Origin of the sequence: Roseovarius sp. AK1035, from assembly GCF_003288315.1 — a bacterium.
Lineage (GTDB): Bacteria > Pseudomonadota > Alphaproteobacteria > Rhodobacterales > Rhodobacteraceae > Roseovarius > Roseovarius mucosus_A.
The window spans coordinates 1,900,150-1,922,317 of sequence record NZ_CP030099.1 but is presented as its reverse complement, the minus strand read 5'-3'; the positions used below and the strand labels follow the sequence as shown (position 1 = coordinate 1,922,317).

Below are 22,168 nucleotides of genomic sequence, written 5' to 3'. Positions count from 1 at the left end.
AGGCGCAGCCTTCTCCCATGCCCGGGTAGCTCAGGGGTAGAGCAGTGGATTGAAAATCCTCGTGTCGGTGGTTCGATTCCGCCCCCGGGCACCATTTTGCAAAGCAAAACCAGCATTAAGGTGCTGATTTGCAATTAGAATTTTGATTTTTGTGGAGCTGTGCCCCCAGAATGTGTATCACATTTTGTATCACATTCGGTTCTGATATTAGTGAAATATCCTTTGATGGAGGGCCGAGTTTGACGCAACGCGAGCAGTTTCTGGGCACGCGATAGCTGTATCGGCAAAAGCGCAGCAAGGTCCCGCATGGCTGATCGCCAACTCCGAAAAGCGCTGCCAACTGGACCCGTCTGAGCCTCCCTCAAAGCAGTCACAATTTTACCAAAGTGGCCTACTAAAGCTTCGAGAAGTTAAACTTGGAGTAATAATGAAAGAACTTGGCCCAGATAATGCTTTTTGGATCGACGGAGAATGGCTGGATTGGGATAGCATTATCGACCCAGAAGAAGTCAGGTATAGCCGTCTTGCTGAACTGGAACGGGAAGCCCGCCTGCGGCTCAAATATCCGAACGCTGACCTTACTTTGATCCCATACTTTCAAGACCTGTTGACGCTTGCAGAATCTTACTTTCAAGAAACTGGGCAGCATCTCAACGTCTACGGTGACATCGGCGAGCTTTTTGGCGCGATAATGTACGGAATTAAGCTCCACAGGAATTATGCCCAAGGTTCTGATGGCAGGCTCGGAAATGACTTTGTTGAGATAAAAACAATCTCTCCGCTCAACAGCAAAGAGCAAATCAACGTGCGTCTTGACAGGCACTTCAACAGACTTCTCATTGTAAAGATTAGTGCCGATTTCGAGGTTGCCGGACGTCTTGTGAAACGGGTGAATTTGCCAAGAAGAACAGGAAAGAATTTGCGGCTCGCATGGACACACATGCCTGAACTCTAACGGCATCTTTGTCCGCGCAACCGATACCCGATCTCCGGCCCGTTCAATGCTGCATCTTCAATGAACGCCAGATGTGCGCCGTTCGAATCGGTGGCGCGAGGCCCAACAAATGGGCGGAGGGCGGAAGTTCGCTGCGCATTTAGCCAATGGCTGCTGTGGCGAAGGTTTTCTGATGCGGGTCGCGGCGGCACGTTGCGAACTGGCGCTACCACGACCCGCGTTGGGAAATCTCCCAAGTTGGAAGCTGCACGGCTGAGGGTACCCGACATGACGTTGGCACCGCTCGTGGGTTGGGACGGTGCGGGTTTGTTGGAAGTATAACATTGCCTGTGATCTGCGGGCCGATGCAGAGATTATGGATGCCAAAAATATCTACAGCGTTTCAACCGATCCATCAGAACTGATGCAAATCACAGGGCCAACCAACTTGTAAACATCGCTGTCTCGCGAAATCGCCGCCAAACGCCGGTGAACCAGTTCGTAATCCATAAGCGAAAAATCTGATGTTTCATGGCTGCCGATGGGTTCAAAACCTGCATCAACTCGGATGCCACCTTTTTCTGTAAGCAGGTACCTTGCATGAAAATCTTCGCCGGCATCTTTTTCACACCAACAAAAGAAAGTAATCCTTATACCAGGAGGGATAATATCCTTCGAAAGGACGGCTGCTTCACGTTTGAGAATATCGTTTGAAAGGCCTTTCTTCGTATCGTTTCGGTAATGTATCTCACAAATGGCGCGTGGATTAAGCTCAGCTACAGTCCGAAATAGCTCGCGAAATAGTTTCTTCTGCCGAGTGTTGAAGGGATCGAAATACGCGTCAACGAAAACCAGTCTAGACCCAAAATGAAGCAATCCTCTCAGCGCGGTGGCTATGGACCCAATATCCCTGACAATGTCCTCTTCATGAGGAACCTTCATCAGTGGTGCGCTCTCATCCAGAGTATCCATAGATAGAGCTGAAGCTTCACCTTTCGGAGCTTCGCTGGCGATAATTGCATGGAAAGGTTGCCGCTTATGTTCGACAAGAGCGTTTTCTAGCCACGATCCGATTGTTGGGTCATATGGTCGGCCGCTTCGAACAACTTTGTTTTTCTTTGCATGGTTGAGCGCTTCCTCGACCCTCTTCCTTTGCATTGGAGATAGAGTGTCCGCTGCTTCGTACACTTCACGAAACCAGCTCTTAGGAAATTGTGAGATTAGCCGGCCCTTGTCGAAGCCAAATTTTTCAATGAGATACCTAAAATTCTCCCAGCTCGAGCCAATGGCCTGCGGTTCAACCGCATATTCATAGTGCATTAGAAGAGCTCCTCGGCGCGCTCTTCGAAAAAGCCCTTAGGCCAGCTATCGATGAAATCTCCATCCTCGCTGACCCTAAGTTTTTTGAAAACCGGCCCTTGCTCTGTCGCCTCAACATAGACGACTGAGAGATCATTGGGCGTTAACCCCAGTATGCCCGGTGGCAATTCGTTTTCACTCTGCTCTCTAATTCTTCTTAGAAGACGCAGCATGATGTGCTCGCTATGCGTTTCCACTAGCAGTGAACGCTCGGGGCCCGTGGCCGGCTGGTATGTACTTGTCGCCGAAATAAATAGATCGCCAAGCCCAACTTGAATGGCCGGATGGATGTGGAGTTCTGGTTGTTCAATTGCTACAAGCCCGTCGGGTTCCATCAAGCACGCAACCACGACCGGTACCATCTGAGAGATTCCCACCCCTACATCGCTGGGGGCTACAGGAATACTTCGCACCACATCCATCAGGCCAATTTCAGACTTGGTTGGAATTGCTTCGTAGAGCTCCTGCAGGTCGCCAAGATCATCTTCGTTGATCCCACGCTTGAATAACTGATGAAGACCCTCAGCAGTCGATATCTGCTTGTAGCTAGATTTAACCAAAACATAGCCAGTGCGAAGTCGTTCTTCTGATGACATCCATTCGTTGACACTGTCCAGAAGCCCTTCCTCAGGCTGCGTGTAGAGCAAATCCCAAGCGGCAAGTCCTTGGGCCCACCTGGACTCGTCTGGCGAAAGGCGGGGGCGGTAGCCCCTGCTCGGGATCTCACGCAGCGGCCCGATGTAGGTCACGGACGCCAGGTAGTCCCGAACTATGCGCACAGGTCCGAGGATCAGCTCGTCCATGATGGCGGAAAGGCCAGCGACTGTGTCGAGCTGCTGTTTGTAATGTTTCAAAGCATTGTCATACGCGTCGTTTTCGTCACGTGTCATGCGCGAGGAACGGCCAAATGTTCTGTCCATTATCTTATCGGCGGCGGATTCGCCCGCCATCAACGCGCGCATCGAAAGATCGCGATCTGGGTCCACGAAGTCCGAGGCGAGTGGCTTATCGATTTCTGGAAGCGCGCCGAGCTCGGTTTCAATGCCAACTCGGACATCTGTATCCCACGCAGAGCCGTCGGCGGAGTCTTCGAGCTCTTGCTCGCTCATTTCCTCCATGACCGAACTCATTTCACGCGAGTTGTGCCATATGGCTTCCAGCAAGTCGGTTGAAAGTGCCCGTTCTTTGTGGACCTCGCCATCCTCGCTCAGAACATTTAGGAAACCGAGCGTCTCGTCTTCTTCCGGATAATCGTATGGGTACCTAATCGGCTGAAGGAGAGAGTGTTCGAAGTTGAAATCTGTTGCCATCGCCCGACCGACTTGCGCCGGCGACACCACTGAGCACAGGGCCTCCTCGTCCATTTCGACGTCAAGACAGGACACATAGGGGGCGTTGATCAGATCACTCCAGCGCACTTCGATCCCGATGCCAACCTCCTGGACAACCGCGTAGTCGCGCAATTCGGTGTTCTCGCCAACTAAATAGCGAATGCCAAGTTCGTTGAAGCGATCGTCACGAAGGCTCGCACCCGAATTAAGAGGAAGCCGCTCGCTACCCTGATCCTCTGTCATGTCGATCCGGACCTTGATGCGGATTGGGCGGGAGAGGTCGTGGTTGTGGACGAGCGTGGCGAAGCCGCCAAGGTCGGTCAGGCCGCCGGCGATGGTCTGGTCGGGGTCGGGGTTATTGCGTTCGAGGATCTCGCGCAGGTAGTGCAGCGCCTGCAGGATCGTGCTCTTGCCGGCGCTGTTGGGGCCGAAGAGGAGCGTGATCGGAGCGAGGTCGATGCTCTGCTTCGTGCCGATCCCTTTGAAGTTTTCGATTTCGATGTGGCTTAAACGCATATTGAAATCCTAGAGTTCGCCACGAAAAGCGCGTTGAGAAAGAGATGAAAACAAATCCGAAAATCCAGCCAACTGATCACCTTGCCGTCGAATGGAGTGTTGAACTCTGTGCAAAATTGACACGAACCGCTTTTGCTGTGTCATATCAGGAATTGGAATTTCTATTTCTTTCAGTGTCTTTGGGTTCAAGAATGTGAACGCGTCATCTTTGTTATTGGCCTTTAGGGCACCCACTCTCCCGGGAAGATAACTGAAAAGAGAAACGAAGTACTCAGCAGTCAGGGATGCTGGGTCAAGGGCAACTCGAATGAGGTTTGTACTAATGATCGACCGCTCTTCCGACGTCGACGCGATGCACATCCGTCCGACTGTGCCAGCGCGCGAAATCAAAATGTCGCCGTGTTGCACGCTGTAGCGCAGCAGGTCGTTGAACTTATCTTCCGTGATAAAGAGCCGAGGCTTGTCGATGAAACGGTTGTATTGAACGTTTTCAACTCCCCATACAGGTATGCCTTCAGGAACATACTCGTGCTTTTTCAAAGCTGCACCAAAAGGGCCAGACTGCGTTCCAGCGCGAGACTTGCTTAGGTGCAGCTTGACCTTTTCTTTTGGAAAATTGTGGGGGTTTTCGATCGGATCCCCAAACATCTCAAGGAACACAGACATCAGAAATTCATCCGCCAGGTTGAGGGCCTGCTCGCGTTTGCGGCGGATGGCGTCGGCCTTGTCGAGAATCGCCGCGATCCGGCGTTGTTCATTCAGAGACAAGTCCGGAAAAGGCAGAGACTTGAGCAGGTCAAGTTTGATCCCCTTCACAGTGGCGCCCTGTGCCTGGCTCTCAAGGAAATTGCTTTTGGACAGCAAGAAATGCAAAAGAAACCGAGTATCAATCTCTCCCTTCGGCAACAGTGCCTTAAGGTCCTGATTGATGGCCACGTCGATCGTGTTGATCGCAGCTTTGCCAACCGCCATGCGCGTAGGCACGACAATCGAACCTGCAGGAACAATGTTCGTCGCGGACTTCCTGACGCCATCTTCAGTGATGGATTCCAGTGTTGAATCGAGCGAAGTTGTCTTGAAGTCTTTGACGGTCGCCCATGGAATTGGGCCACCCCAGAACTCTTTCTTCCCGCGGCTGGGTGTGCCGCCCCCGCGAATAGATACGAGCTCGCCTAGTGGTATCGTCGCGGTCATCCGAGCATTCCTTCAAGCTCAGCGAGATCGCGCGCGATATCATCGTTCAAGCTTTTCATTCGTGCCAGGATCTCGGCAGGCGGATCGTAAGCCTCTTCTTTGTAGAGCCGTTCTTTGTATTTGCTCAGTGACAGGTCGTAGTTCGACTGTCGGATTTCCTCAGCAGGCACAAAGAAGGCCTTTTGTGTGCGATCCGTGAGTCGCTGCGCGTCGCGGTTCTTCCAGGCCTCTACACAGCCCGGCAGATCATCTTTGTCAGGGGTCGGGTCTCTTTTGTCGTCGAGTGTGAAGCCATCATGCTCCACCTCAAAAAAGAAGACATCATCCGTTCGACCGCCTTTGCGGAACACGAGGATCCCTGTCGAGACACCGGCATAAGGCTTGAATACCCCACTGGGCAGCGAGATTACGGCCTCCAGTTGATTGTCGTCGATCAGCATGCGGCGCAGGGCAACATGCGCTGTCGATGAGCCGAACAGAACCCCATCCGGCACAATGGTGGCTGACCGTCCGGAGTTGTCTTTGAGCATCCGTAAGATGAGGACGAGGAAGAGAAGCTCTGTCTTTTTGGTCTTTACTTTTCTGAGCAGCCCCGGATGCACATCCTCGAAATCGAGGGTACCCTTGAACGGGGGATTGGCCAGAATGACATCGAAGCCATCGCTTGCGGATTGAGGATACTTGTCGCTGAAGCTGGTGCTAAGCGTGTCCTGGTAGTGGATGTCTGGGTCATCCACGCCGTGCAGCATCAGGTTCATTGCCGCGATCCGCAGCATGGTCGCGTCAAAATCAAACCCGTGGAACATTTTGCTGCGGATGTGCTCGCGGTGATCTTCCAACAGATCGCCCGTGTAAATCTTTTCGGTTTTACCGGTTTCAGGGTCTGTGACCTCGTCGATGCCTTCCTCTGACGTGTGCTCTTTCATCAGGTATTGCATTGTCTCGACGAGAAAGCCGCCCGTGCCGGCCGAAGGGTCACCGATAATCTCGTTCGGCTGTGGGGCGAGCAGTTCGATCATCAGCTTGATGATATGGCGCGGCGTGCGGAACTGCCCGTTGATGCCAGCAGTGGTCAGTTTGCTGAGCAGGTATTCGTAGAGGTCGCCCTTGGTGTCGCCCTCGGTCAGCGGCAGCTTGTCGATCATATTGACCGCTTTCACCAGAAGGCTTGGCTTCTGGATCATCAGCTGGGCGTCTTTCATGAACTCCGCAAAAGCCGAGCCACTGGTGGAGGACTTTCTGAAGTGCGGGAAGACCTCGTCACGTATCAACGGAAGCATTTCATCAGCGCCGAGGTGCCGGAAGTGAGACCAGCGCAGATGCTGTTCGTCCTCTTTGAAACGTGGAGGATTGTCCCGTTTACCTGCTCGCTTCAGTCGGTTTTCATCACGAGTCTCGTTTATATCGAGAAGCCGTGCGAACATCAGAAACGTGATCTGCTCAATCACCGTCAGCGGGTTCGTGATCCCGCCCTGCCAGAATTCCGTCCAGAGCGCGTCAATGTCGCGTTTGAGGGCACCTGTAATCATTGGTCTTTCGTCCTTTCAGAGGCTTCTTGTTGGTCGCCGCTCGCTGTCGCTGGCGGCGCAAACTGGTCGACAATCTCCATGAGTTCATCGACGTCTTTTTCATTTGCAAAAACACCGTCCGGCCCGTCGGCATCGACAACCGTGAAGGGGTCTTCATAAAGCTTCGCACGGGTAATGGACCCATAGCGTGCGATGTGGTTTTTCAGGAGGCCGAGGAACCGCGTTTGCTTGGCTTTGAGGCTCGGGTGCGTTCGTGCGAAATCCGCGAACTTGGCTTCGACGGTTTCGGGATCAAGACCGATGATCGAACGGATCACGAAATCCAGCGGAGCTGCCGTCTCAGAGAAGAACTCCTCCAGAATTTCCCGATTGACGCCAGGGGTCTGGGCCAGGATCAGCGAGACAAGCTTCTCGATATCAGCCTGAGCTACCGGCTCGCCCCGGCTGATCCTCTGAAGCGTTGGGTTCTCATCGAAATGCTTGCGTAACTCTTCTTCAACGACGTTACGGTAGGCCTTCATGTTCACCGCGTCGAGACTGACCTTGCGGCGGGCCGATTGGACCTCGGACTTGGTTTCAGTGACATCGATGATCTTTGGCGGCACTGCGGGGCCCGTCGTGCGTTCCCGATACCGCATGATTTCGCGAAGAGGCGTTCTGACCTCCTCGAGTTTCTCGACGGTGAGATCGTCCCAGAAGGCATCCGATTTGACTGTCTTGATGACGTCGGCCTTCTCCCGGACGGGGTTCAGATGCATCTGAAGCGCACCGAGGCGTTCAAGCATGTCGATCTTCAGATCGCCGACCGTGTTTGATTGGCGCAGAACGGCAATTTGGATTCGGGCGATGAGGAGGTCGAGCGCATAGGCGTCGCCGTGCCCACGGATGTTTCGCCACTGCATGAGCGGCGCGATCACCTGACGCAGGGCAACGACCGACGCCGGCGCAAAGGCCTTCAGCGTTTCTGGTGCCCCCAGTGATCGCTTCTCGCGCCACTTCTCGCGGACAGCGACAGACTCTTCCGGCAGGTCGTTGATGTCCTTGCCGATCAATTCAATGATCGCTTCGAAGGCGGCAATTTCGCTTTTCTGAAGCGCCAGTTTAGCAAGGTTGATCCGTTCTTCAAAGACGAGCTGCAATAGCGACTTTGACTGAGTTGGTTCTGCTGGACGATAGCCCGTCTCAAAGCGTTCGAAGTTCCCCCAATGGTCAAAGATCCGGAACACGCTCTTGTGTTCCCCGGGCCCAAACAGGTCTTCGCAGAGCCGCGTGCCGCGCCCGATCATCTGCCAGAATTTGACTGGCGACTTGACGGGTTTTGCAAACACAAGATTGAGAATCTCGGGGATATCGATCCCTGTATCGAGCATGTCGACGGAGATCGCGATCGTGAGCTCGTCGTTCTTACCGTCATCGTTGCCCTTGAAGTCATCGATCAACTGCTCGGCACGGGGATCATAGTTGTCGATGACCTGGCAGAAGCGGCCGCCATATTGCGGGTACATCTCGTCGAAGAGCTGACGGAGAAGGACCGCGTGCTGATGATTGCGGGCGAAGATGATGCTCTTCCCTGGGGTCTGTCCCGTCGCATCCCTCAACCCGTTTTCCATAAGGTTCCGCAGGATCGCTCGGTTGGTGTCCTTATTGTAAATGACGTTGTCGATCTGGGCGGCAGCGAAATCATACTGGGACGGATCTTCACCCTGATCTTCGAGCTCCTTGATCTGCTCGGCCGTCAGCGTGTCGAGCGTGATTCCTTCGCGCATGAACTGGGTCGTGTGCTCGAACACTTCAAAGGGCGTCAGAAACCCATCGCGCACAGCTTCTTCAAGATCGTAGTTTGCGGTCGGGAGCTGCCCTTCGCATTGGAACAGATCGAAGGTGCTCCGCGTTACGAAATCAACAGGGGTTGCAGTCAGGCCGATCTGAAGACTGTCGAAGTAAGTGAAGATGTCGCCGTAGACGTTGTAAATGCTTCGATGAGATTCATCGGCAATGATGAGATCGAAGTATCCCACATCAAACGACTGAAACACCTTCTTCATCGCCGGGTAGGTTCCGATGAAGATACGTTCCTTTGCTGTGCTGTCGATACGCCCACTGACAACCCTGATTGGCTCAGAGGCAAGGAAATCCCCGAAAGCGTTCTTTGCTTGCTTCCTGAGCTCTCGGCGGTCGCATAGGAAAAGTACGCGTTTAACCCATCCCGCCCGAATCAGGAGTTCGGTCAGGGCGATGGCAACACGCGTTTTCCCGGTGCCAGTAGCCTGCACGACAAGCGATTTGCGGTGGTTCCCGGTGAACCGCTCTGAAACGCGCTTGATTGCTTCAATCTGGTAGAGGCGATTGACGATGTCTGAGCGCGGCTCGATCGTATTGAGTGCCTTCCGGCTCTTGCGCTGGAATTTCACGAGATACTGAAGACTGTCCTTGGAATAGTATCCATAGGTTTTCCTGGGTGGGTAGCCTCCGGCGTCGTCCCACATCCAGATGTCGTAACCATTCGTATAAAAGATCACAGGACGTTGTCCATGAACCTTCTCCAGGCCATCTGCATACAATTTTGCCTGCTGCCGTCCCGTTTCAGGATCAACCGATGTCTTCTTCGCTTCAACAACCGCCAGTGGGCTGCCATCATCATCCCAAAGTACATAGTCGGCATATCCTATGCCGGTCGCCGTCGGTTGGGACGGAATCTGGACCTCTTTGCCGACTTCGCTTGTGCTGACCTCTCCATTGGCGACATTCCAGCCGGCTGACGCGATCAGGCTATCGATAATGCGGGCCCGCGTGGTCGCTTCGTCAAACTTCAGCAGGTTCGCCGTTTCCGCAGCGGACGACGCCAGGGCCGCGATCTCGGAAGCTTCCTTCTCAGCGGCCGTAGCCGTTTGACGGGCTTCCTCAAGCTCCTGAAGAAGCTTCTCCATTTGAGCTTCCTGGCCCGCCAGTTTTTCGAGCAGCTCGCGCTTTTCGCGCTTCAGCTTGCCTTTCGTGTCGTCTCCGGCCGACTGCAGGATCTCAGAAAATTTGGGCAGCTCATCCGACATGCCCTTGCGTGCCTGAACGAATATCCAGCGAGAGAGATCGAATGCTTCTTTGATCAGCCAAAGAGCGTTCTTTGTACTTGCTGGGTCACCATGCGCCGCCTTGTTTCCGTGAATGCGAAGCGCATGCAGCTTATCGAGTACCACCTTCGGCACGATCGCTGAAAAAGACTCGTTGCGAAGCAGGTCTATGAACGTTGCCTGATCCGGCTTGGGAAGGCGCAGGTCGCGATAAATGTCTTTGGTGAGGTTTTCTGCAAAGAGCCTGAGCTTTACCAGCGCACTTGCGGGGTCAGCATAGGCGTAAGCCTCGGCGAGTGCGCCGAGTTCCGCCAACTCCTGCCACTCCGGGCGGAGGAATTCGAAGTTGCGCGATTTCATGTTCGCCCCCCAACGGAATGAAAGGGTCGTGCCGAGGCGAGCCTCAGGCGGCCGTGGTCAGCCGATGTATCTACAAACCTATGATACGCCATATTTCGTCATCCAGTTTGTCAGCGTTTGATAACTCGGTAGTCCAATCAGTTTTGCAGCGTTTGTCTTATTGCCCTCAGCCTGCGCGATTGCGCGCGTAATGTAGTGTCGTGCTACGTCAGCCAGGATTTCCTGGAGATTTACACCCTCGTCGATTGGCTTATCGAGAATGCTGTCCTGTGGCGCAGCCGGCCTTGGTGCGGTAAAGACGGCATCCCAGACATCGTTTTCTGTGATCTGGGAGCCCTCGCTCCAAATTGCGGCCCGTCGCAGTGAGTTTTCAAGCTCACGGAGATTGCCGGGCCAGGGGCGCTGAAGAAGCACATTTTTTGCCCCAGGAGAAAGCGTCTTCGTCACAAAGCCGGGCTCGTCTACGCTTTGCTCATTGATGCGTTCGAGAAGCATCTCGATGAGCGGCCCCAGATCTCCCATGCGCTCTCGAAGAGGAGGGATCTTCAGAACCAGCACAGCCAGCCCAAAGAAGAGTTCCTCGCGAAAGTCACCGGCGGTGACAGCGTTGATCAGCTGCTTTCTTGTTGCAGCAATGATCCGCACATCCGCATTTCCACTATTGGAAGTCGTGATATCGTCGCCGACCATCTCATCGAGAAGAACTTGCAAGCGGACCTGCGCTTGAGGCGGAAGAAGTTCGACCTCATCGAGATAGAGGGTGCCACCTGCCGCCTGGGCGAGCGCGCCGGTGCCGTTGGAGCCCGGGTCGCCTGAGCCAAATATCTGGGCGTCGATCTGTTCGGGCTTGAGGGCACCGCAGTTCAACGAAACGAATGGCTGTTCGCGCCGCGGGCCATATCCATGAATGGCACGCGCGAGAACTTCTTTCTCTGTGCCAGCTTCGCCCTCAATCAGAATGGGCACGTTGCGCATGGCGGCTTTTGTCGCTTTGCTTGCCATGCGCTCCATGGCGGGGCTCCTGAAGATCAGATCGCCGAACGTTTTGACATCCAGACCGCCGCTGAGCCTTGTGAGTTTGGCATCCGCCGACTCCATTATCTTTGGAAGGAGTTCGGCAGAGACATCAAACGGAATCTCTATCGTTTGGACGCCGCCTTCCCTGGACGACTGCAGCAGCTCAGCCGGAAAGCGTGTTGCCCCCAGTATGGCCCAAACAAGCGCCATGGCCCAGGTTCCTGGGCTCAAATGAAAAGTGAATTCAGGAATGTGAGGGGCAGCGGCCCGCCGGCAACCCTCCACGACATCTACTGCAATCGCGTGGATCGCGTCGATATCCGTTGGGTCTTTTAGCTGGACGCTCTCGACAATGATTTCCGCCGACGCCCGCTGGCGCAGCCAGCCTGTGTAAGCCGCAACCTTCGCGCTGTCCTGGTTCGCAATAAGAACCAAGCGATCAAAGCGCCGCGCTTCTACTGCACTGCAGATCGGGCCCGTTTGCCTCTCAGTGTGGGTCGGGGCGTCGAGGTCCTGCGTGCCTATCCATGCCATAAGAATCTTCATGAAGATCCAAATAGAAGGAATCTTACGTTCATGCAAGACCTTTTGTGCTTTTCTTTTTGTGGGGAAGTGTGGGCCATGATGGGCATCAAAATACACAAAAACAACTATTTATGGCCATCTCCGCGCGGTGTTCTGCTCGAATGCATAAAAAAATTTGTGGCAAATCACAAAAAATATCTTGTAATGATGCGCAAGCTTTCTTATCTCAAGGTCAGCAGCGGCGATGGCCGCAAACTTTGGGGATGTCAGAAGATGGCACAGCGAGAAAAAGACGAACTGGAGGGGGTCACCGCCAAAGTGAGTGCGCTCACAAAGGCGCTTCTCGACGAGGGTATAGGCCCCTCGATGATCGCCTTTGCGCTGACCTCTGTGGCAGCCGACATGGGGCTGCAGGCTAGTGGCGACCCCATGCGGGTCTTCCCGGTGCTGCTCGGCGCGATCTCTGAGCAAGCGCGCTTGCGTTTTGAAGGTAGCGCCGAAGAAGAGGGCGAAGGGCCGGCGTGTGTGCCGCTCGGCGCAACCGTCCATTGAGCGGGTTTGACGTGGATCGACAGGAAGGGAGAAGAGATATGAAGACCAAGCAAAAGCTTCAGGGCGTGTCCCTTCTTTCGGCGATCTTTGGAGAACTGTCGCAACAGCTGCCTGAGGGCGTTGTGTCGACCGAAGAGCTGCTCGGGGCAGCCCAGAAGCTGATCGAGTTGTCGAAGCGGGAGTACGTAACTGACGGGCATCCCGACCAACGGCGCCATCAGGGATACTATTCTTACGATCTCTGTACAGCATTCGATAAATTCCAAGGCCGGATACTCGAAACAGAAACTGGCCTGATGGAAGATCCGCTTGCGGGCCGTGGTGGAAGAAATGGTTTGAAAGAGCTGCTACTTGGCAGTCAGGAAGATATGATTTTGGAGGAAGTTTATGGCTGAGTACAAAGCAGCATCCGCCTTGCGGGAGCATATGCTCGAGGGCAACCCCGTCACACTTTTGGAGGCCATTCTCCTCTTTGGTGTGCGAAATCCGAATGCGGAATTTACCCGGATAAAAAAAGACCGCTTTTTGATTGAGTCACGAGAAGTGCCAATGGCGAAGGTCATCCGTCGCATCAACGAATACGCGGTCTGCAAGGTTCCAGAGGAGCTTCCCTACAAGGAAATCCAGCTGACCGAGTACTGGATCAAGAAATGAGACGTGTCTTCACACCTCGGCAACGCCGCGTCTTGCGGATGCTTGCGGGCAACCTCTGCCAGAAATGTGGCGAGGTGCTTGATGCGAGTTTTCATGCAGATCACGTGCATGCGCATTCGAGGGGTGGGGCAACAGTTCTGAAAAATGGGCAGGCGCTGTGCGCGACCTGCAACTTGAAGAAAGGCGCAAGCAATGACGACTATTAACCTGAGACCCTGGCAGGCTGCCTGCGCCAACAAAGCTATGGATTGGCTTCAAGCCGGCGAGGACCGCCATTTCCTTATCAACGCGGCACCTGGAGCGGGTAAGACTATCTGTGCGTCTGTAATCGCCCAACGTCTTCTCGAAGCGGATATGATTGACCGGGTCATCGTAATCGCCCCGCGAAAAACAGTCGTGAATCAGTGGGGTGATGAATTCAATTTCGTAACTGGGCGCTCGATGCTAAAAATCACTGGTGCCGATGAGGAACCAGAAGAATATGGCGCTGATCTGTGTGCGACATGGTCCGCTGTTCAGGGCTCGCTGGATGGTCTGCAGGCGGTTTGTCGCAAAGATCGGACGCTCGTTATCTGTGACGAGCATCACCATGCGGCCGTTGAGGCTGCCTGGGGTGATGGCGCAAACGGGGCGTTTGCCGATGCGAAATTCGCTCTGATCCTGACCGGAACGCCCATTCGCTCGGATGGAAAAGAATCCGTTTGGTTAGCTTATGACAATCAGGGTCAAATTGATCATCCGGAAGATGGTTCCTACACGCTCACTTATGGCGAGGCCGTTGATCTTGAGTACTGCCGGCCGATCACGTTCCATCGCCATGAGGGTAAGTTTTCCGTTAAGCTGGATGACGGCGAAAACATCAGCGTTTCAGGAACGGAAGAGACGCAATTCTCCGACGGCCTGAAGCGCATCAAGGGTCTCCAGCAAGCGCTGGATTACTACAAGCTTGCATGCACGCCAAAATACCTGCCGTCGGGTGCTGCAGATCCCGTTTCTTACCAAGCGAGCCTGCTACAGTGGTGCATCGATAAGCTGAATGATCTCCGGCTTCGGATGCCAGAGGCCGGCGGCCTTGTTATTGCCCCAAATATTCCGGTTGCGGAGTATATGGCCGAGCTTCTCGAGCTGCTTGATGGTGAAAAGCCTGTGGTGGTTCACAACCGAGTCGCAAACCCGGATGGAAAAATCGCGGCGTTTCGCAACAGTAAGAAACGCTGGCTGGTGTCGGTCGCCATGGTCTCCGAAGGGGTCGATATTCAGCGGCTGCGCATCATGGCCTATCTTCCCAATGCTCAGACAGAGCTCTCCTTTCGTCAGGCCATGGGGCGCGTCGTTCGGAACTTCGGACCGCAGGACGATTCCCGAGCTTACGTTGTCATGCCAACGCATCGTATTTTCGAGGAATATGCCCGACGGGTTGAGGCAGAGATGTCGCCAACAAAGCGGCGTCCCTCGGACACGCCGGACACCAAGGTGTGCCCGGACTGCGGGGCAGAATGTCCGAAAGACGCCGCCGCCTGCCATGTGTGTGATGCCGAATTCCCGGTCCGTCCGCCCCGCATGAAAACCTGTGATGCCTGCGGGTCACTGAATCCGCTCAGCGCTAAGAACTGTCAGTCATGTGGCGAAGGGTTCGGACACGATTTCGAGATCTCTCTCAGCGATGCCCTGCGCGTTGGAGCCATCATACGTGGGATGGATCTCGACGAAGAGGAGGTTCAGGAAGGTGAAGCCATCCGCGATGTGTTCCGCAAGGGCGTTCTGAGCAGCGGGGATGATCAGTTGATCAAGATACTGAAGCTTCTGCCCGAAGAAAGTTATGGACGCCTGGCCCGCATGTTCGAGGAGAACAAGTGATGGGCCATTGTTCAAAATTCATTTTTGATGGGTCGGAGAGCCCAGCTTTGCGCTTCCGGGAGATTGGTAGGTGAATCGCCCCGAGTTTGTCGGAGACCATCAACTTAAGTAAGGATGATGGTTATGACAAAAAGCAAAATGGCAAATCGCTACTCGCCCGAGGTCCGCGCACGAGCGGTCCGGATGGTGTTTGAGCATCAAGGCTCATACGAAACGCAGGCGGGCGCGATTGCGGCCATTGCACCCAAGATTGGCTGTATTCCTCAGACCCTGCGCGAATGGGTCAAGCAGGCCGAGAAAGACAACGGCATGCGCGATGGTGTGACCATTGAGGAACGGGACCGGATCAAGGCCTTGGAACGTGAGGTGCGCGAGCTGCGTCAGGCGAATGAGATCCTGCGCAAGGCGAGCGCGTATTTTGCGCAGGCGGAACTCGACCGCCCACTGAAGCGATGATCGGCTTCATTGAAGATCAGCGCGTTGTCTACGGCGTCGAGTCGATCTGCAGAGTCCTGCCGATCGCGCCGTCGACAGATTATCATCACCTGGCATGCCAAGCGGACCCGACCAAAGCTTCGACCCGGCATCAGCGTGACATGGAGCTGCGTCCGGAAGTCAAACGGATCTGGGATGAAAACTATCAGGTCTATGGGGTCCGCAAGGCGTGGCATCAGCTAAAGCGCGAGGGTTTTGAGCTTGCGCGCTGCACGGTGGAACGCTTGATGAAACAGATCGGCATCCGCGGCGCTGTGCGTGGAAAGGTGGTCAAAACAACCGTCCCTGACACGTCAGCGCCTTGCCCGCGTGACAAGGTGAACCGCGTGTTCCGGGCACCAGCCCCAAATCTGCTATGGATCAGCGACTTTACCTACGTGTCGACATGGCAGGGCTTTGTCTATGTGGCCTTCGTCATCGACACATTCGCTGACCGTATCGTCGGATGGCGGGTCTCGCGGTCTGCCAAGACAGACTTTGTGCTCAATGCTCTTGAACAGGCCCTGCACGATCGACGGCCCGTCCAGAAGAGCGGATTGGTTCATCACTCGGATCGCGGCGGGCAATATCTGTCCATTCGATACACCGAGCGTTTGGCCGAAGCTGGTATTGAGCCATCGGTCGGCAGCGTCGGCGACAGTTACGATAATGCCCTCGCCGAGACGATAAACGGTCTCTACAAAACCGAGCTGGTCCACCGCTAAGGTCCATGGCGCAACATGCAGGATCTGGAAATGGCCACGCTCGGATGGGTCGACTGGTTCAACAACCGCCGCCTGCTTGGCCCCATCGGAAATATCCCGCCAGCCGAGGCCGAAGAGAACTTCTATGCACAGCGCGACGTGCTCGATATGGTCGCGTAAAATGAAGCTATAGGTCTCCGGCAAACCCGGGGCGATTCATAGGCGGTCAATGGCTTCATGTTCGGCATCCGACGCAACCGAGGTGGCGCAATGAACGATTACAGCCTATTCGCGATCGACGAAAAGCACGTCGTCCAGCCCGCTGCGCATGAGTGCGAAGACGACTGGCGCCTCCTTCGCCGGCTGGCGCTGCCACGCCGCCTGAACAATCCGCATGGTGGCACCGTGAAGCATGCCTTGGTCCTCGATGTCGAGACTACTGGGCTGTCGCATGAGGCTGACGAAGTCATTCAGCTCGCTATGCTGCCGTTCACCTATGAACTCAACACCGGGCGGATTCTTGAGATCGACCATGATCGAGGCTTTGAAGGTCTTCGTGAGCCAGGCGTTCCGATTTCCGAAGAAGCCAATCTCGTAACCGGCCTGACTGCTGAAACGGTTGCAGGACAGACAATCAACGGCGCAATAGTGGAGGCGCTGGTCGCCGATGCGGATCTGGTCATCGCCCACAATTCCAGCTTTGATCGGGTCATGGTTGAAAAGCTCTGGCCCTGTTTTGCAGAAAAGCCTTGGGGCTGCACGCTCACGAGTATCGACTGGCTGCGTTAGGGGTTTTCTGCTGGCAAGCTTGATTACCTCGGCATGCAGTTCGGCTGGTTTTTCGATGGACACCGCGCTCTGGCGGATTGCGAAGCGTGTCTGGCGCTTATGGCTCAGGAACTGCCTCAATCGGGCCAGCGAGTCATGTCGGCCGTCCGGGACGCGGCCCTGCAAGATGAATATCTTATTCGGGCAGTAGATGCGCCCTACGATGAACGGCTGAAACTGAAAGAACGCGGCTATCGCTGGCGTCCGGCGGAACTCCCGCTTGGCAAGGTCTGGTGGACAATCACCGCTGATCCCTCGGCTGAGATCGAATGGCTTCGGTCAGAGGTCTACGGCCGGGACGCCAACGTGCCGGAATACAAAGTAACGGCACTGAACCGTTTTTCTGAGCGGCTTTGGCAAGAGGTGACATCGAAATGACAAGACAAACCCGTTCCACCCTGGTTGTCCACGGCCGTCACGCCATGAGGGAAGCCCACCTTGCAGCGGCTCGCGCGGGCCGCCACGGTCTTCAGGTTATGTCTTTTGAGCAATTAGCCGTCCGGCTAGCGGGCGGCTTCATCCAACACATCGATGAAGAAAGCCTTCGAGCCGCCATCCAGGCTGCTTTGCCTGTGACCGCTATGGGCGAGCTGGAGAGCATAAAGGGCCTCCCGGGCATGATCGATGCCGCTGCCGACACGCTCAAAAAGGCTTGGCGCGCGGGCATCGAACCCGCGGCGCGTGCGCCTAAACATCTGCGCATTGACGCCATTGCAAGCCTTGAAGAAGCCGTCCTCGACGAGCTTCCGCCGGGAATGATGCGCCCTGCCGACATTGTCGCGGCCGCGACCGACCGCATCAAGCATTCGCCCGCCGTCCTCGGCCCAATTGAGATCGTCGGTCTCACCGAACTGTCGCCCTGTTGGCGGCCGCTGCTTGGTGCGTTGACGGCACACGTACCAGTGCAATGGACGGCAGGACCGCGGAGCGCTCCTGCGTGGTTGGAGGCTACTGGCGTCAACATCTCGCGGGCGCCTGCGAATGTGCCAGGCATCAGTGCCGTGAGTGCAGCGACAGCCTACCATGAAGCGGTCGATGCCATGCGTTGGGTGCGGTCGCTTCTCGCTTCGGGCGTCTTGCCATCGGAGATCGCCATCGCCACCGCTTCGCCCACTGATTATAACGACTACTTTCTGGCTCTGCGCGCGGACTCCAATATCGACCTGCACTTCGTCCACGGCGTCAGGGCTATCACAACGCGTGACGGTCAGGCGGCTGCGGCACTTGCCGACATTGTCGCGCGCGGACTTTCGCAGTCACGTCTCCGGCGCCTGGCCACCCTTTGCTGGGACTCCGGTCTCCTCGAAGCCTTGCCCAAAGGCTGGCTGAGCATCTTGCCGACAGATGCGCCCCTCTCAACGCCAGTTGCCTGGGATCGTCTACTGAAAAAGCTGATGCAGGAACAAGAGTCTGATGGTACGGATCACGCGCCGGAACTCCGCGTCGCGGTCGAGTTGCTTATGAAAGGGTCCGATGCTGCGGAGGAGATCGGTGAGGCCTTTCTCAAGGGGCGAGCGCTCACGATCTGGCGCAAGTCGCTGCTTGCGGGATCGGCTGCAACGATTGATGCAACGATCGAGACCTTGAAGCAGGATGATGGACTGGAAGCCTGCGTCTCCGTGGCCTGGATGCCAGCAAGCGCGCTCGCCGCGTCGCCTCGCCGCTTCGTTCGTTTGCTTGGGCTGAACTCCTCGCGCTGGCCGCGTGGTATCGAGGAAGATCGACTGATCCCTGAGCACATCATCCCTACCGATGTGCTTGATCCACTTCCCGTGAATCTTGCCGACCGGCGGGATTTCGAGACGATTCTGACGACAACCGACGGCGAGGTCTGCCTTTCGCGCGCCCGGCGCGACAGCGACGGACGACTGCTTGGGCGCAGCCCGCTGCTCGATGGGCACGGCGAGGAAATCTATCTCCGCGGCAACTCAGTACCGGAGCATTCCTTCAGTGAAACTGACCGTTTAATGGCACGGCCGCAGGAGTTCGCGTCCGACCCGCAAACTGTCGGCGCTCGAGCATGCTGGCGAGACTGGCAAAGCCCGGAACTCACAGCGCACGACGGACTCATTAGAGCGGATCACCCCCCTCATTCAGGCAATCCTAGACCGCACTCAGTCGGCTAGTCCGAAAGACAGGAACCACCCAAAAAGAAATGCCTCACATTCCAAGCGAATTGATTGTCCAGCCAAACCTTCGAAATCACTAATCAAGAAGTACTCAAAGCCTTGGTTGCCAGTTGCTTTGACTCGTACGCATAGCTCACTCGTCCGCCGAAGCTGGTTATCGCGTGCTGTTCCACGACGCATTGCATTGGCCCACGCCGTCGCTTCTCGAAGTCGATTACGGATATTCGAGCTTTGGCCAATGCGAGCTGCATGCTCAGGCCAATATATTTGGGCGTAAAGACCCGGTGATCCAGGCGCATCCGAGGCCAGAAATCCTTCGCCTTTGATCCAGTTTACATGGAGCGGAATATCTCGAAACATCTTCAGCTATGGCCATTGTTCATCTGAGCTACAGTGCGCGACCAAACTTCCACGTCAGCTCGGTGCTCCAGAAGCCAGTCACGCAATTTCTCTGTGGCTTTGATACCCTGAACGATAGCCTCCCGCTGCTGGTCAAAATCCGCGAACTGATAGACCTTGGGCGTCTCGGCCACGACCATCAATCCAGCGCGCCCCCCGCGCCGCTTATTTACGGTCGGCACGAGGCGAAAATCCGTGCCTTGCAAAGCAGGTGCCATTGCTTGAGCTAACGCCGGGAAGTGATCGCCCCAAGTGTAAAAATTGATGTTGGCATTGGCTTCACGGAGTTGATGCACAATCCGCATTTGCGGCAGAAAGGGCCATTTTGGCAGTGTCTTGGGCGCAAATATCATAGTGACGCTTTCTGCACCGCTATCTTTCTTCATGCTTGGCCCTGGGATCAACGTAGACCCAAGCTCTTTCAGAAGCGCAACGTAGTGATTGCTGAACGCCCGCTTGCCCGGATGGACCACCTGGACATAACCACGGCGGCTCTTTCCTATAGCCTGTTCAATCAAGCTCGCCCGATGAAGGCAACGCGCACCAATTTCACCGGGTGCTGTCTGGGCTCTGTTTCTGAAATGCTGGCAAACTGATTCATACGTCACAACCCTGTCGAATGCGTTAGCGAAACGATGGTGGCTGGCGATATAATGCTCGGGACAGACCAACACGGTCAACACGCAATGATACTCGGACGTCCGCAGTTCCGCCTCGTCTCGGTACGATTTGGCCTGGTCTGGCTGCTCGTTTGTATCTAGCTTGTTTTCCACCAAAAGAAGCACCCGACCTGCATCTGTAGAAATATCGACAGAGATGTCGATCTCCCGCCGGTTATGCATCCGCCGCGTCGAATGGAAAACTGATACCGCGCCCATTCCCTCAACATTCAGCCCTAGTTGTTCAAGAAACCAGGAGGAAAAGGTCGCGGAAGCAGAAAATTCCTCTACCAAGAGCAGGTCTATGTCCCGTTCGGTCGCGTGTGTCAGAGTAAGCATTTGTTCCATCAGTTTCCCCTCACGCTTCCGGTCCGCGCGTCCAGCGCATTTCAGCTTCCGCCTCGACTTCATCTATCCGCTGGCCCAGTGAGTTGCGAAATAGCACCACCTTGTCTGCACAATCCCGGCAGGCGGCTGCCAAATCTTTTTCGAGTTCTCCGGTTAAAAGGTATGCATTCAGATAGAATCCTGCCGACCCGTGTGGAAATCGACTTGGCGGCATTTCCTGCACATAGACCTCCCTCTCCCGAAAAGTAATGTCGAAGGGGCGCTCAATTTCGCCAAACAGCGAACGAAGAAGTGCCGAGCTTACCTCCCTCCAGGCAAAATACACATGTTCTAAGCTATCTTCTCGCCACTCGGCCTCAGGAACATCAAGTAACGGAAACTCGGCAATCTCGACCTCCACTCCGTTGATCAAAGCTGACCTGATAGTGTCCGATCCGCCAGAACCATCGGAATGCATGTTGTCGAATACAATCCTGCCTTCCGTTTCGCTAAAAGCGTCAAGTCGGCTCCTGAATTCGATCATTGGTCCCGGGAGACCGTCTTGGTTCACAGGTGCCAGTGCCAAGCGCGCCTCAAGATAGAGGCTGAACTCGGCTTCAATCTGACGGCCACCCTTCAATACCAGGATATCTTCGTGGGGTTCCATCATCAGTCGCTGCCCGATCAGGACCGACGGTATTGGTGGCAGCTCGTCCGGAACCGAGTTCCATCCCGCTAAGCCGGTCTCACAGCCAACAGAATCCAGGGCGGTATTTGATTGATGAAGATGCCCAGTCTTGATGTCATAGCAACCATTGAGCTTGACGACATCTAGCCAGTACCTTGACATATCTTCGTCTCGGATGACCGCCGCCGCCATACGGCGCAGCAGATTGGCAAGACGGACCCATCCTTCGTCTTCCCAATCCGGCTCAAACTCCCGGCCAGTACCGAAACTACATCCTTCGAAAATCTGACAGACATATCCTTCCATCGGCTCCTCCAATATTCGTGCGATGGCTTCAGCAATCTCGAAGTATTTCCCAGGCTTCTTTGCGAGACGCCTAACTCGGCTTTCACTTGCGCCTTCTGGCAGGGTGTAGGGGTCAAGGCGCTTCGTGGAATCCACATCCCCCGAGCCACCTAAGCCAGACTTTTGAGCGATCTGGCGCTTGGGCAAGCCACGATCCTCATTCAAATGTTCGAGGATCCGGTGAAGGTTAGCAGCTACCCGTTCTTGATCCTCAATGGAAAAAACCGCACGCTGATCGAACGACGCTCGAAGCGCTTTTGCTCGTTTTATCTTTGCTGCGAACGCTTCATACGACGACGCCGGTCGGCGCTGTCCGGTCTTTAATTCAAACACATTATTCATTTTATTTCTCCTCAGGCGTCCGCACGGTAACGGCTGGATTTTCCTGTATCGTGAAAAACAGTTACGACTTGCCCTGTGGTGTCACTCAAGATCACCGCGAGACGCTCAAGTTGGGCAGAAATCTGGGGGCCGAATCTCTGGCCTTCCCGCCGGGCTTTCTTCCGGCTCATTCTCAGAACACGGCAATTGCCGCCTACTTCGCGGTCCAGATCATGATGATCCAACAGAACCTTTAGTACATTCTGTTTAATTCCGCGTTGCTGGCACCGTGCGGTCGCATGGCTTGAAAAGTGAATATTGTCGATATGATCCATGTGCATCTCCTTCTCGATGCATCCAATGTGCTACTTCAAAAAACGCTGTGCATTCCTAAATTAGGA

At 55.0% G+C, this 22,168-nt stretch carries 18 protein-coding genes, 1 tRNA gene, 1 pseudogene and 1 other annotated feature; of the genes and pseudogenes, 11 read left to right on the top strand and 9 right to left on the bottom strand.

Going from position 1 to position 22,168, the window contains the following annotated elements; genetic code table 11:
- The first annotated feature begins 19 nt into the window (after positions 1 to 19).
- Positions 20 to 94: transfer RNA gene (locus tag RAK1035_RS09065), tRNA-Phe, on the top strand.
- Between the two features lie 333 nt (positions 95 to 427).
- On the top strand, positions 428 to 955 hold the full coding sequence (locus RAK1035_RS09060) for a hypothetical protein (protein WP_008281788.1): 528 nt from the start codon (positions 428 to 430) through the stop codon (positions 953 to 955).
- 372 nt (positions 956 to 1,327) lie between these two features.
- Here the strand turns inward: RAK1035_RS09060 and RAK1035_RS09055 are convergent, their stop codons facing one another.
- The 6 genes from RAK1035_RS09055 to RAK1035_RS09030 all read right to left on the bottom strand — a co-directional run bounded on the left by RAK1035_RS09055 (position 1,328) and on the right by RAK1035_RS09030 (position 11,851).
- Positions 1,328 to 2,254 (bottom strand): hypothetical protein, encoded by a 927-nt coding sequence (locus RAK1035_RS09055; protein WP_008281787.1) that lies wholly within the window; start codon positions 2,252 to 2,254, stop codon positions 1,328 to 1,330.
- Positions 2,254 to 4,140, bottom strand: a complete 1,887-nt coding sequence (locus tag RAK1035_RS09050; protein WP_008281786.1) for a DUF3696 domain-containing protein — start codon at positions 4,138 to 4,140, stop codon at positions 2,254 to 2,256. The genes RAK1035_RS09055 and RAK1035_RS09050 overlap by 1 nt, the downstream gene beginning before the upstream one ends.
- Before the next feature lie 9 nt (positions 4,141 to 4,149).
- On the bottom strand, positions 4,150 to 5,334 hold the full coding sequence (locus RAK1035_RS09045; RefSeq protein WP_008281785.1) for a restriction endonuclease subunit S: 1,185 nt from the start codon (positions 5,332 to 5,334) through the stop codon (positions 4,150 to 4,152).
- Positions 5,331 to 6,863, bottom strand: coding sequence for a type I restriction-modification system subunit M (locus RAK1035_RS09040; protein WP_008281784.1), 1,533 nt, complete (start codon positions 6,861 to 6,863; stop codon positions 5,331 to 5,333). Before RAK1035_RS09040 ends, RAK1035_RS09045 begins: the two co-directional genes overlap by 4 nt.
- Complete coding sequence (locus RAK1035_RS09035) at positions 6,860 to 10,288, bottom strand: DEAD/DEAH box helicase family protein (protein WP_008281783.1); 3,429 nt, start codon at positions 10,286 to 10,288, stop codon at positions 6,860 to 6,862. Before RAK1035_RS09035 ends, RAK1035_RS09040 begins: the two co-directional genes overlap by 4 nt.
- Before the next feature lie 78 nt (positions 10,289 to 10,366).
- Positions 10,367 to 11,851 (bottom strand): sigma 54-interacting transcriptional regulator, encoded by a 1,485-nt coding sequence (locus tag RAK1035_RS09030; protein ID WP_008281782.1) that lies wholly within the window; start codon positions 11,849 to 11,851, stop codon positions 10,367 to 10,369.
- A gap of 30 nt (positions 11,852 to 11,881) precedes the next feature.
- On the opposite strand from RAK1035_RS09030, the gene RAK1035_RS09025 reads away from it, so the two are divergent.
- The 9 genes and pseudogenes from RAK1035_RS09025 to RAK1035_RS08985 all read left to right on the top strand — a co-directional run bounded on the left by RAK1035_RS09025 (position 11,882) and on the right by RAK1035_RS08985 (position 19,025).
- Positions 11,882 to 12,382 carry a hypothetical protein gene (locus RAK1035_RS09025; RefSeq protein ID WP_037298083.1) on the top strand — a complete coding sequence of 167 codons (501 nt, stop codon included), beginning with the start codon at positions 11,882 to 11,884 and terminating at the stop codon, positions 12,380 to 12,382.
- Positions 12,383 to 12,420: 38 nt separating this feature from the next.
- Entirely contained in the window at positions 12,421 to 12,777 is a 357-nt protein-coding gene (locus RAK1035_RS09020) for a hypothetical protein (RefSeq protein ID WP_008281780.1), read from the top strand.
- Positions 12,770 to 13,036: a hypothetical protein gene (locus RAK1035_RS09015; RefSeq protein ID WP_008281779.1), complete on the top strand. Its 267-nt coding sequence runs from the start codon at positions 12,770 to 12,772 to the stop codon at positions 13,034 to 13,036. The genes RAK1035_RS09020 and RAK1035_RS09015 overlap by 8 nt, the downstream gene beginning before the upstream one ends.
- Positions 13,033 to 13,242 (top strand): HNH endonuclease, encoded by a 210-nt coding sequence (locus RAK1035_RS20690; protein ID WP_083803333.1) that lies wholly within the window; start codon positions 13,033 to 13,035, stop codon positions 13,240 to 13,242. Before RAK1035_RS09015 ends, RAK1035_RS20690 begins: the two co-directional genes overlap by 4 nt.
- Positions 13,229 to 14,893: a DEAD/DEAH box helicase gene (locus RAK1035_RS09005; protein ID WP_037298080.1), complete on the top strand. Its 1,665-nt coding sequence runs from the start codon at positions 13,229 to 13,231 to the stop codon at positions 14,891 to 14,893. Before RAK1035_RS20690 ends, RAK1035_RS09005 begins: the two co-directional genes overlap by 14 nt.
- Positions 14,894 to 15,016: 123 nt before the next feature.
- A pseudogene (locus tag RAK1035_RS09000) lies at positions 15,017 to 16,251 on the top strand (IS3 family transposase).
- Positions 15,304 to 15,420, top strand: a sequence feature (AL1L pseudoknot). (Overlaps the previous pseudogene by 117 nt.)
- Before the next feature lie 90 nt (positions 16,252 to 16,341).
- Positions 16,342 to 16,860 carry an exonuclease domain-containing protein gene (locus tag RAK1035_RS08995; RefSeq protein ID WP_008281773.1) on the top strand — a complete coding sequence of 173 codons (519 nt, stop codon included), beginning with the start codon at positions 16,342 to 16,344 and terminating at the stop codon, positions 16,858 to 16,860.
- Positions 16,861 to 16,995: 135 nt separating this feature from the next.
- Positions 16,996 to 17,277: a hypothetical protein gene (locus RAK1035_RS08990; RefSeq protein ID WP_050775772.1), complete on the top strand. Its 282-nt coding sequence runs from the start codon at positions 16,996 to 16,998 to the stop codon at positions 17,275 to 17,277.
- The gene (locus tag RAK1035_RS08985) at positions 17,274 to 19,025 is read left to right on the top strand and encodes a hypothetical protein (protein ID WP_232279221.1); all 1,752 of its coding nucleotides are present in this window, start codon (positions 17,274 to 17,276) and stop codon (positions 19,023 to 19,025) included. Before RAK1035_RS08990 ends, RAK1035_RS08985 begins: the two co-directional genes overlap by 4 nt.
- Before the next feature lie 365 nt (positions 19,026 to 19,390).
- Here RAK1035_RS08985 and RAK1035_RS08980 read toward each other — a convergent pair whose 3' ends face one another.
- From RAK1035_RS08980 to RAK1035_RS08970, 3 genes are read right to left on the bottom strand one after another with little or no spacing between them, the layout of a single operon-like run.
- Positions 19,391 to 20,434, bottom strand: coding sequence for a PD-(D/E)XK nuclease family protein (locus tag RAK1035_RS08980; protein WP_157132415.1), 1,044 nt, complete (start codon positions 20,432 to 20,434; stop codon positions 19,391 to 19,393).
- A 10-nt stretch (positions 20,435 to 20,444) separates the two neighbouring features.
- Entirely contained in the window at positions 20,445 to 21,788 is a 1,344-nt protein-coding gene (locus RAK1035_RS08975; protein ID WP_008281768.1) for a hypothetical protein, read from the bottom strand.
- 11 nt (positions 21,789 to 21,799) lie between these two features.
- Complete coding sequence (locus tag RAK1035_RS08970; RefSeq protein WP_112303075.1) at positions 21,800 to 22,102, bottom strand: hypothetical protein; 303 nt, start codon at positions 22,100 to 22,102, stop codon at positions 21,800 to 21,802.
- Positions 22,103 to 22,168: the final 66 nt, after the last annotated feature.

Excerpts from the sequence above, each read along its gene's own strand:
- RAK1035_RS09060 (WP_008281788.1), top strand. The coding sequence starts at position 428 with ATGAAAGAACTTGGCCCAGATAATGCTTTTTGGATCGACGGAGAATGG.
- RAK1035_RS09055 (WP_008281787.1), bottom strand. The coding sequence starts at position 2,254 with ATGCACTATGAATATGCGGTTGAACCGCAGGCCATTGGCTCGAGCTGG.
- RAK1035_RS09050 (WP_008281786.1), bottom strand. The coding sequence starts at position 4,140 with ATGCGTTTAAGCCACATCGAAATCGAAAACTTCAAAGGGATCGGCACG.
- RAK1035_RS09045 (WP_008281785.1), bottom strand. The coding sequence starts at position 5,334 with ATGACCGCGACGATACCACTAGGCGAGCTCGTATCTATTCGCGGGGGC.
- RAK1035_RS09040 (WP_008281784.1), bottom strand. The coding sequence starts at position 6,863 with ATGATTACAGGTGCCCTCAAACGCGACATTGACGCGCTCTGGACGGAA.
- RAK1035_RS09035 (WP_008281783.1), bottom strand. The coding sequence starts at position 10,288 with ATGAAATCGCGCAACTTCGAATTCCTCCGCCCGGAGTGGCAGGAGTTG.
- RAK1035_RS09030 (WP_008281782.1), bottom strand. The coding sequence starts at position 11,851 with ATGAAGATTCTTATGGCATGGATAGGCACGCAGGACCTCGACGCCCCG.
- RAK1035_RS09025 (WP_037298083.1), top strand. The coding sequence starts at position 11,882 with ATGCAAGACCTTTTGTGCTTTTCTTTTTGTGGGGAAGTGTGGGCCATG.
- RAK1035_RS09020 (WP_008281780.1), top strand. The coding sequence starts at position 12,421 with ATGAAGACCAAGCAAAAGCTTCAGGGCGTGTCCCTTCTTTCGGCGATC.
- RAK1035_RS09015 (WP_008281779.1), top strand. The coding sequence starts at position 12,770 with ATGGCTGAGTACAAAGCAGCATCCGCCTTGCGGGAGCATATGCTCGAG.
- RAK1035_RS20690 (WP_083803333.1), top strand. The coding sequence starts at position 13,033 with ATGAGACGTGTCTTCACACCTCGGCAACGCCGCGTCTTGCGGATGCTT.
- RAK1035_RS09005 (WP_037298080.1), top strand. The coding sequence starts at position 13,229 with ATGACGACTATTAACCTGAGACCCTGGCAGGCTGCCTGCGCCAACAAA.
- RAK1035_RS08995 (WP_008281773.1), top strand. The coding sequence starts at position 16,342 with ATGAACGATTACAGCCTATTCGCGATCGACGAAAAGCACGTCGTCCAG.
- RAK1035_RS08990 (WP_050775772.1), top strand. The coding sequence starts at position 16,996 with ATGTCGGCCGTCCGGGACGCGGCCCTGCAAGATGAATATCTTATTCGG.
- RAK1035_RS08985 (WP_232279221.1), top strand. The coding sequence starts at position 17,274 with ATGACAAGACAAACCCGTTCCACCCTGGTTGTCCACGGCCGTCACGCC.
- RAK1035_RS08980 (WP_157132415.1), bottom strand. The coding sequence starts at position 20,434 with ATGGAACAAATGCTTACTCTGACACACGCGACCGAACGGGACATAGAC.
- RAK1035_RS08975 (WP_008281768.1), bottom strand. The coding sequence starts at position 21,788 with ATGAATAATGTGTTTGAATTAAAGACCGGACAGCGCCGACCGGCGTCG.
- RAK1035_RS08970 (WP_112303075.1), bottom strand. The coding sequence starts at position 22,102 with ATGGATCATATCGACAATATTCACTTTTCAAGCCATGCGACCGCACGG.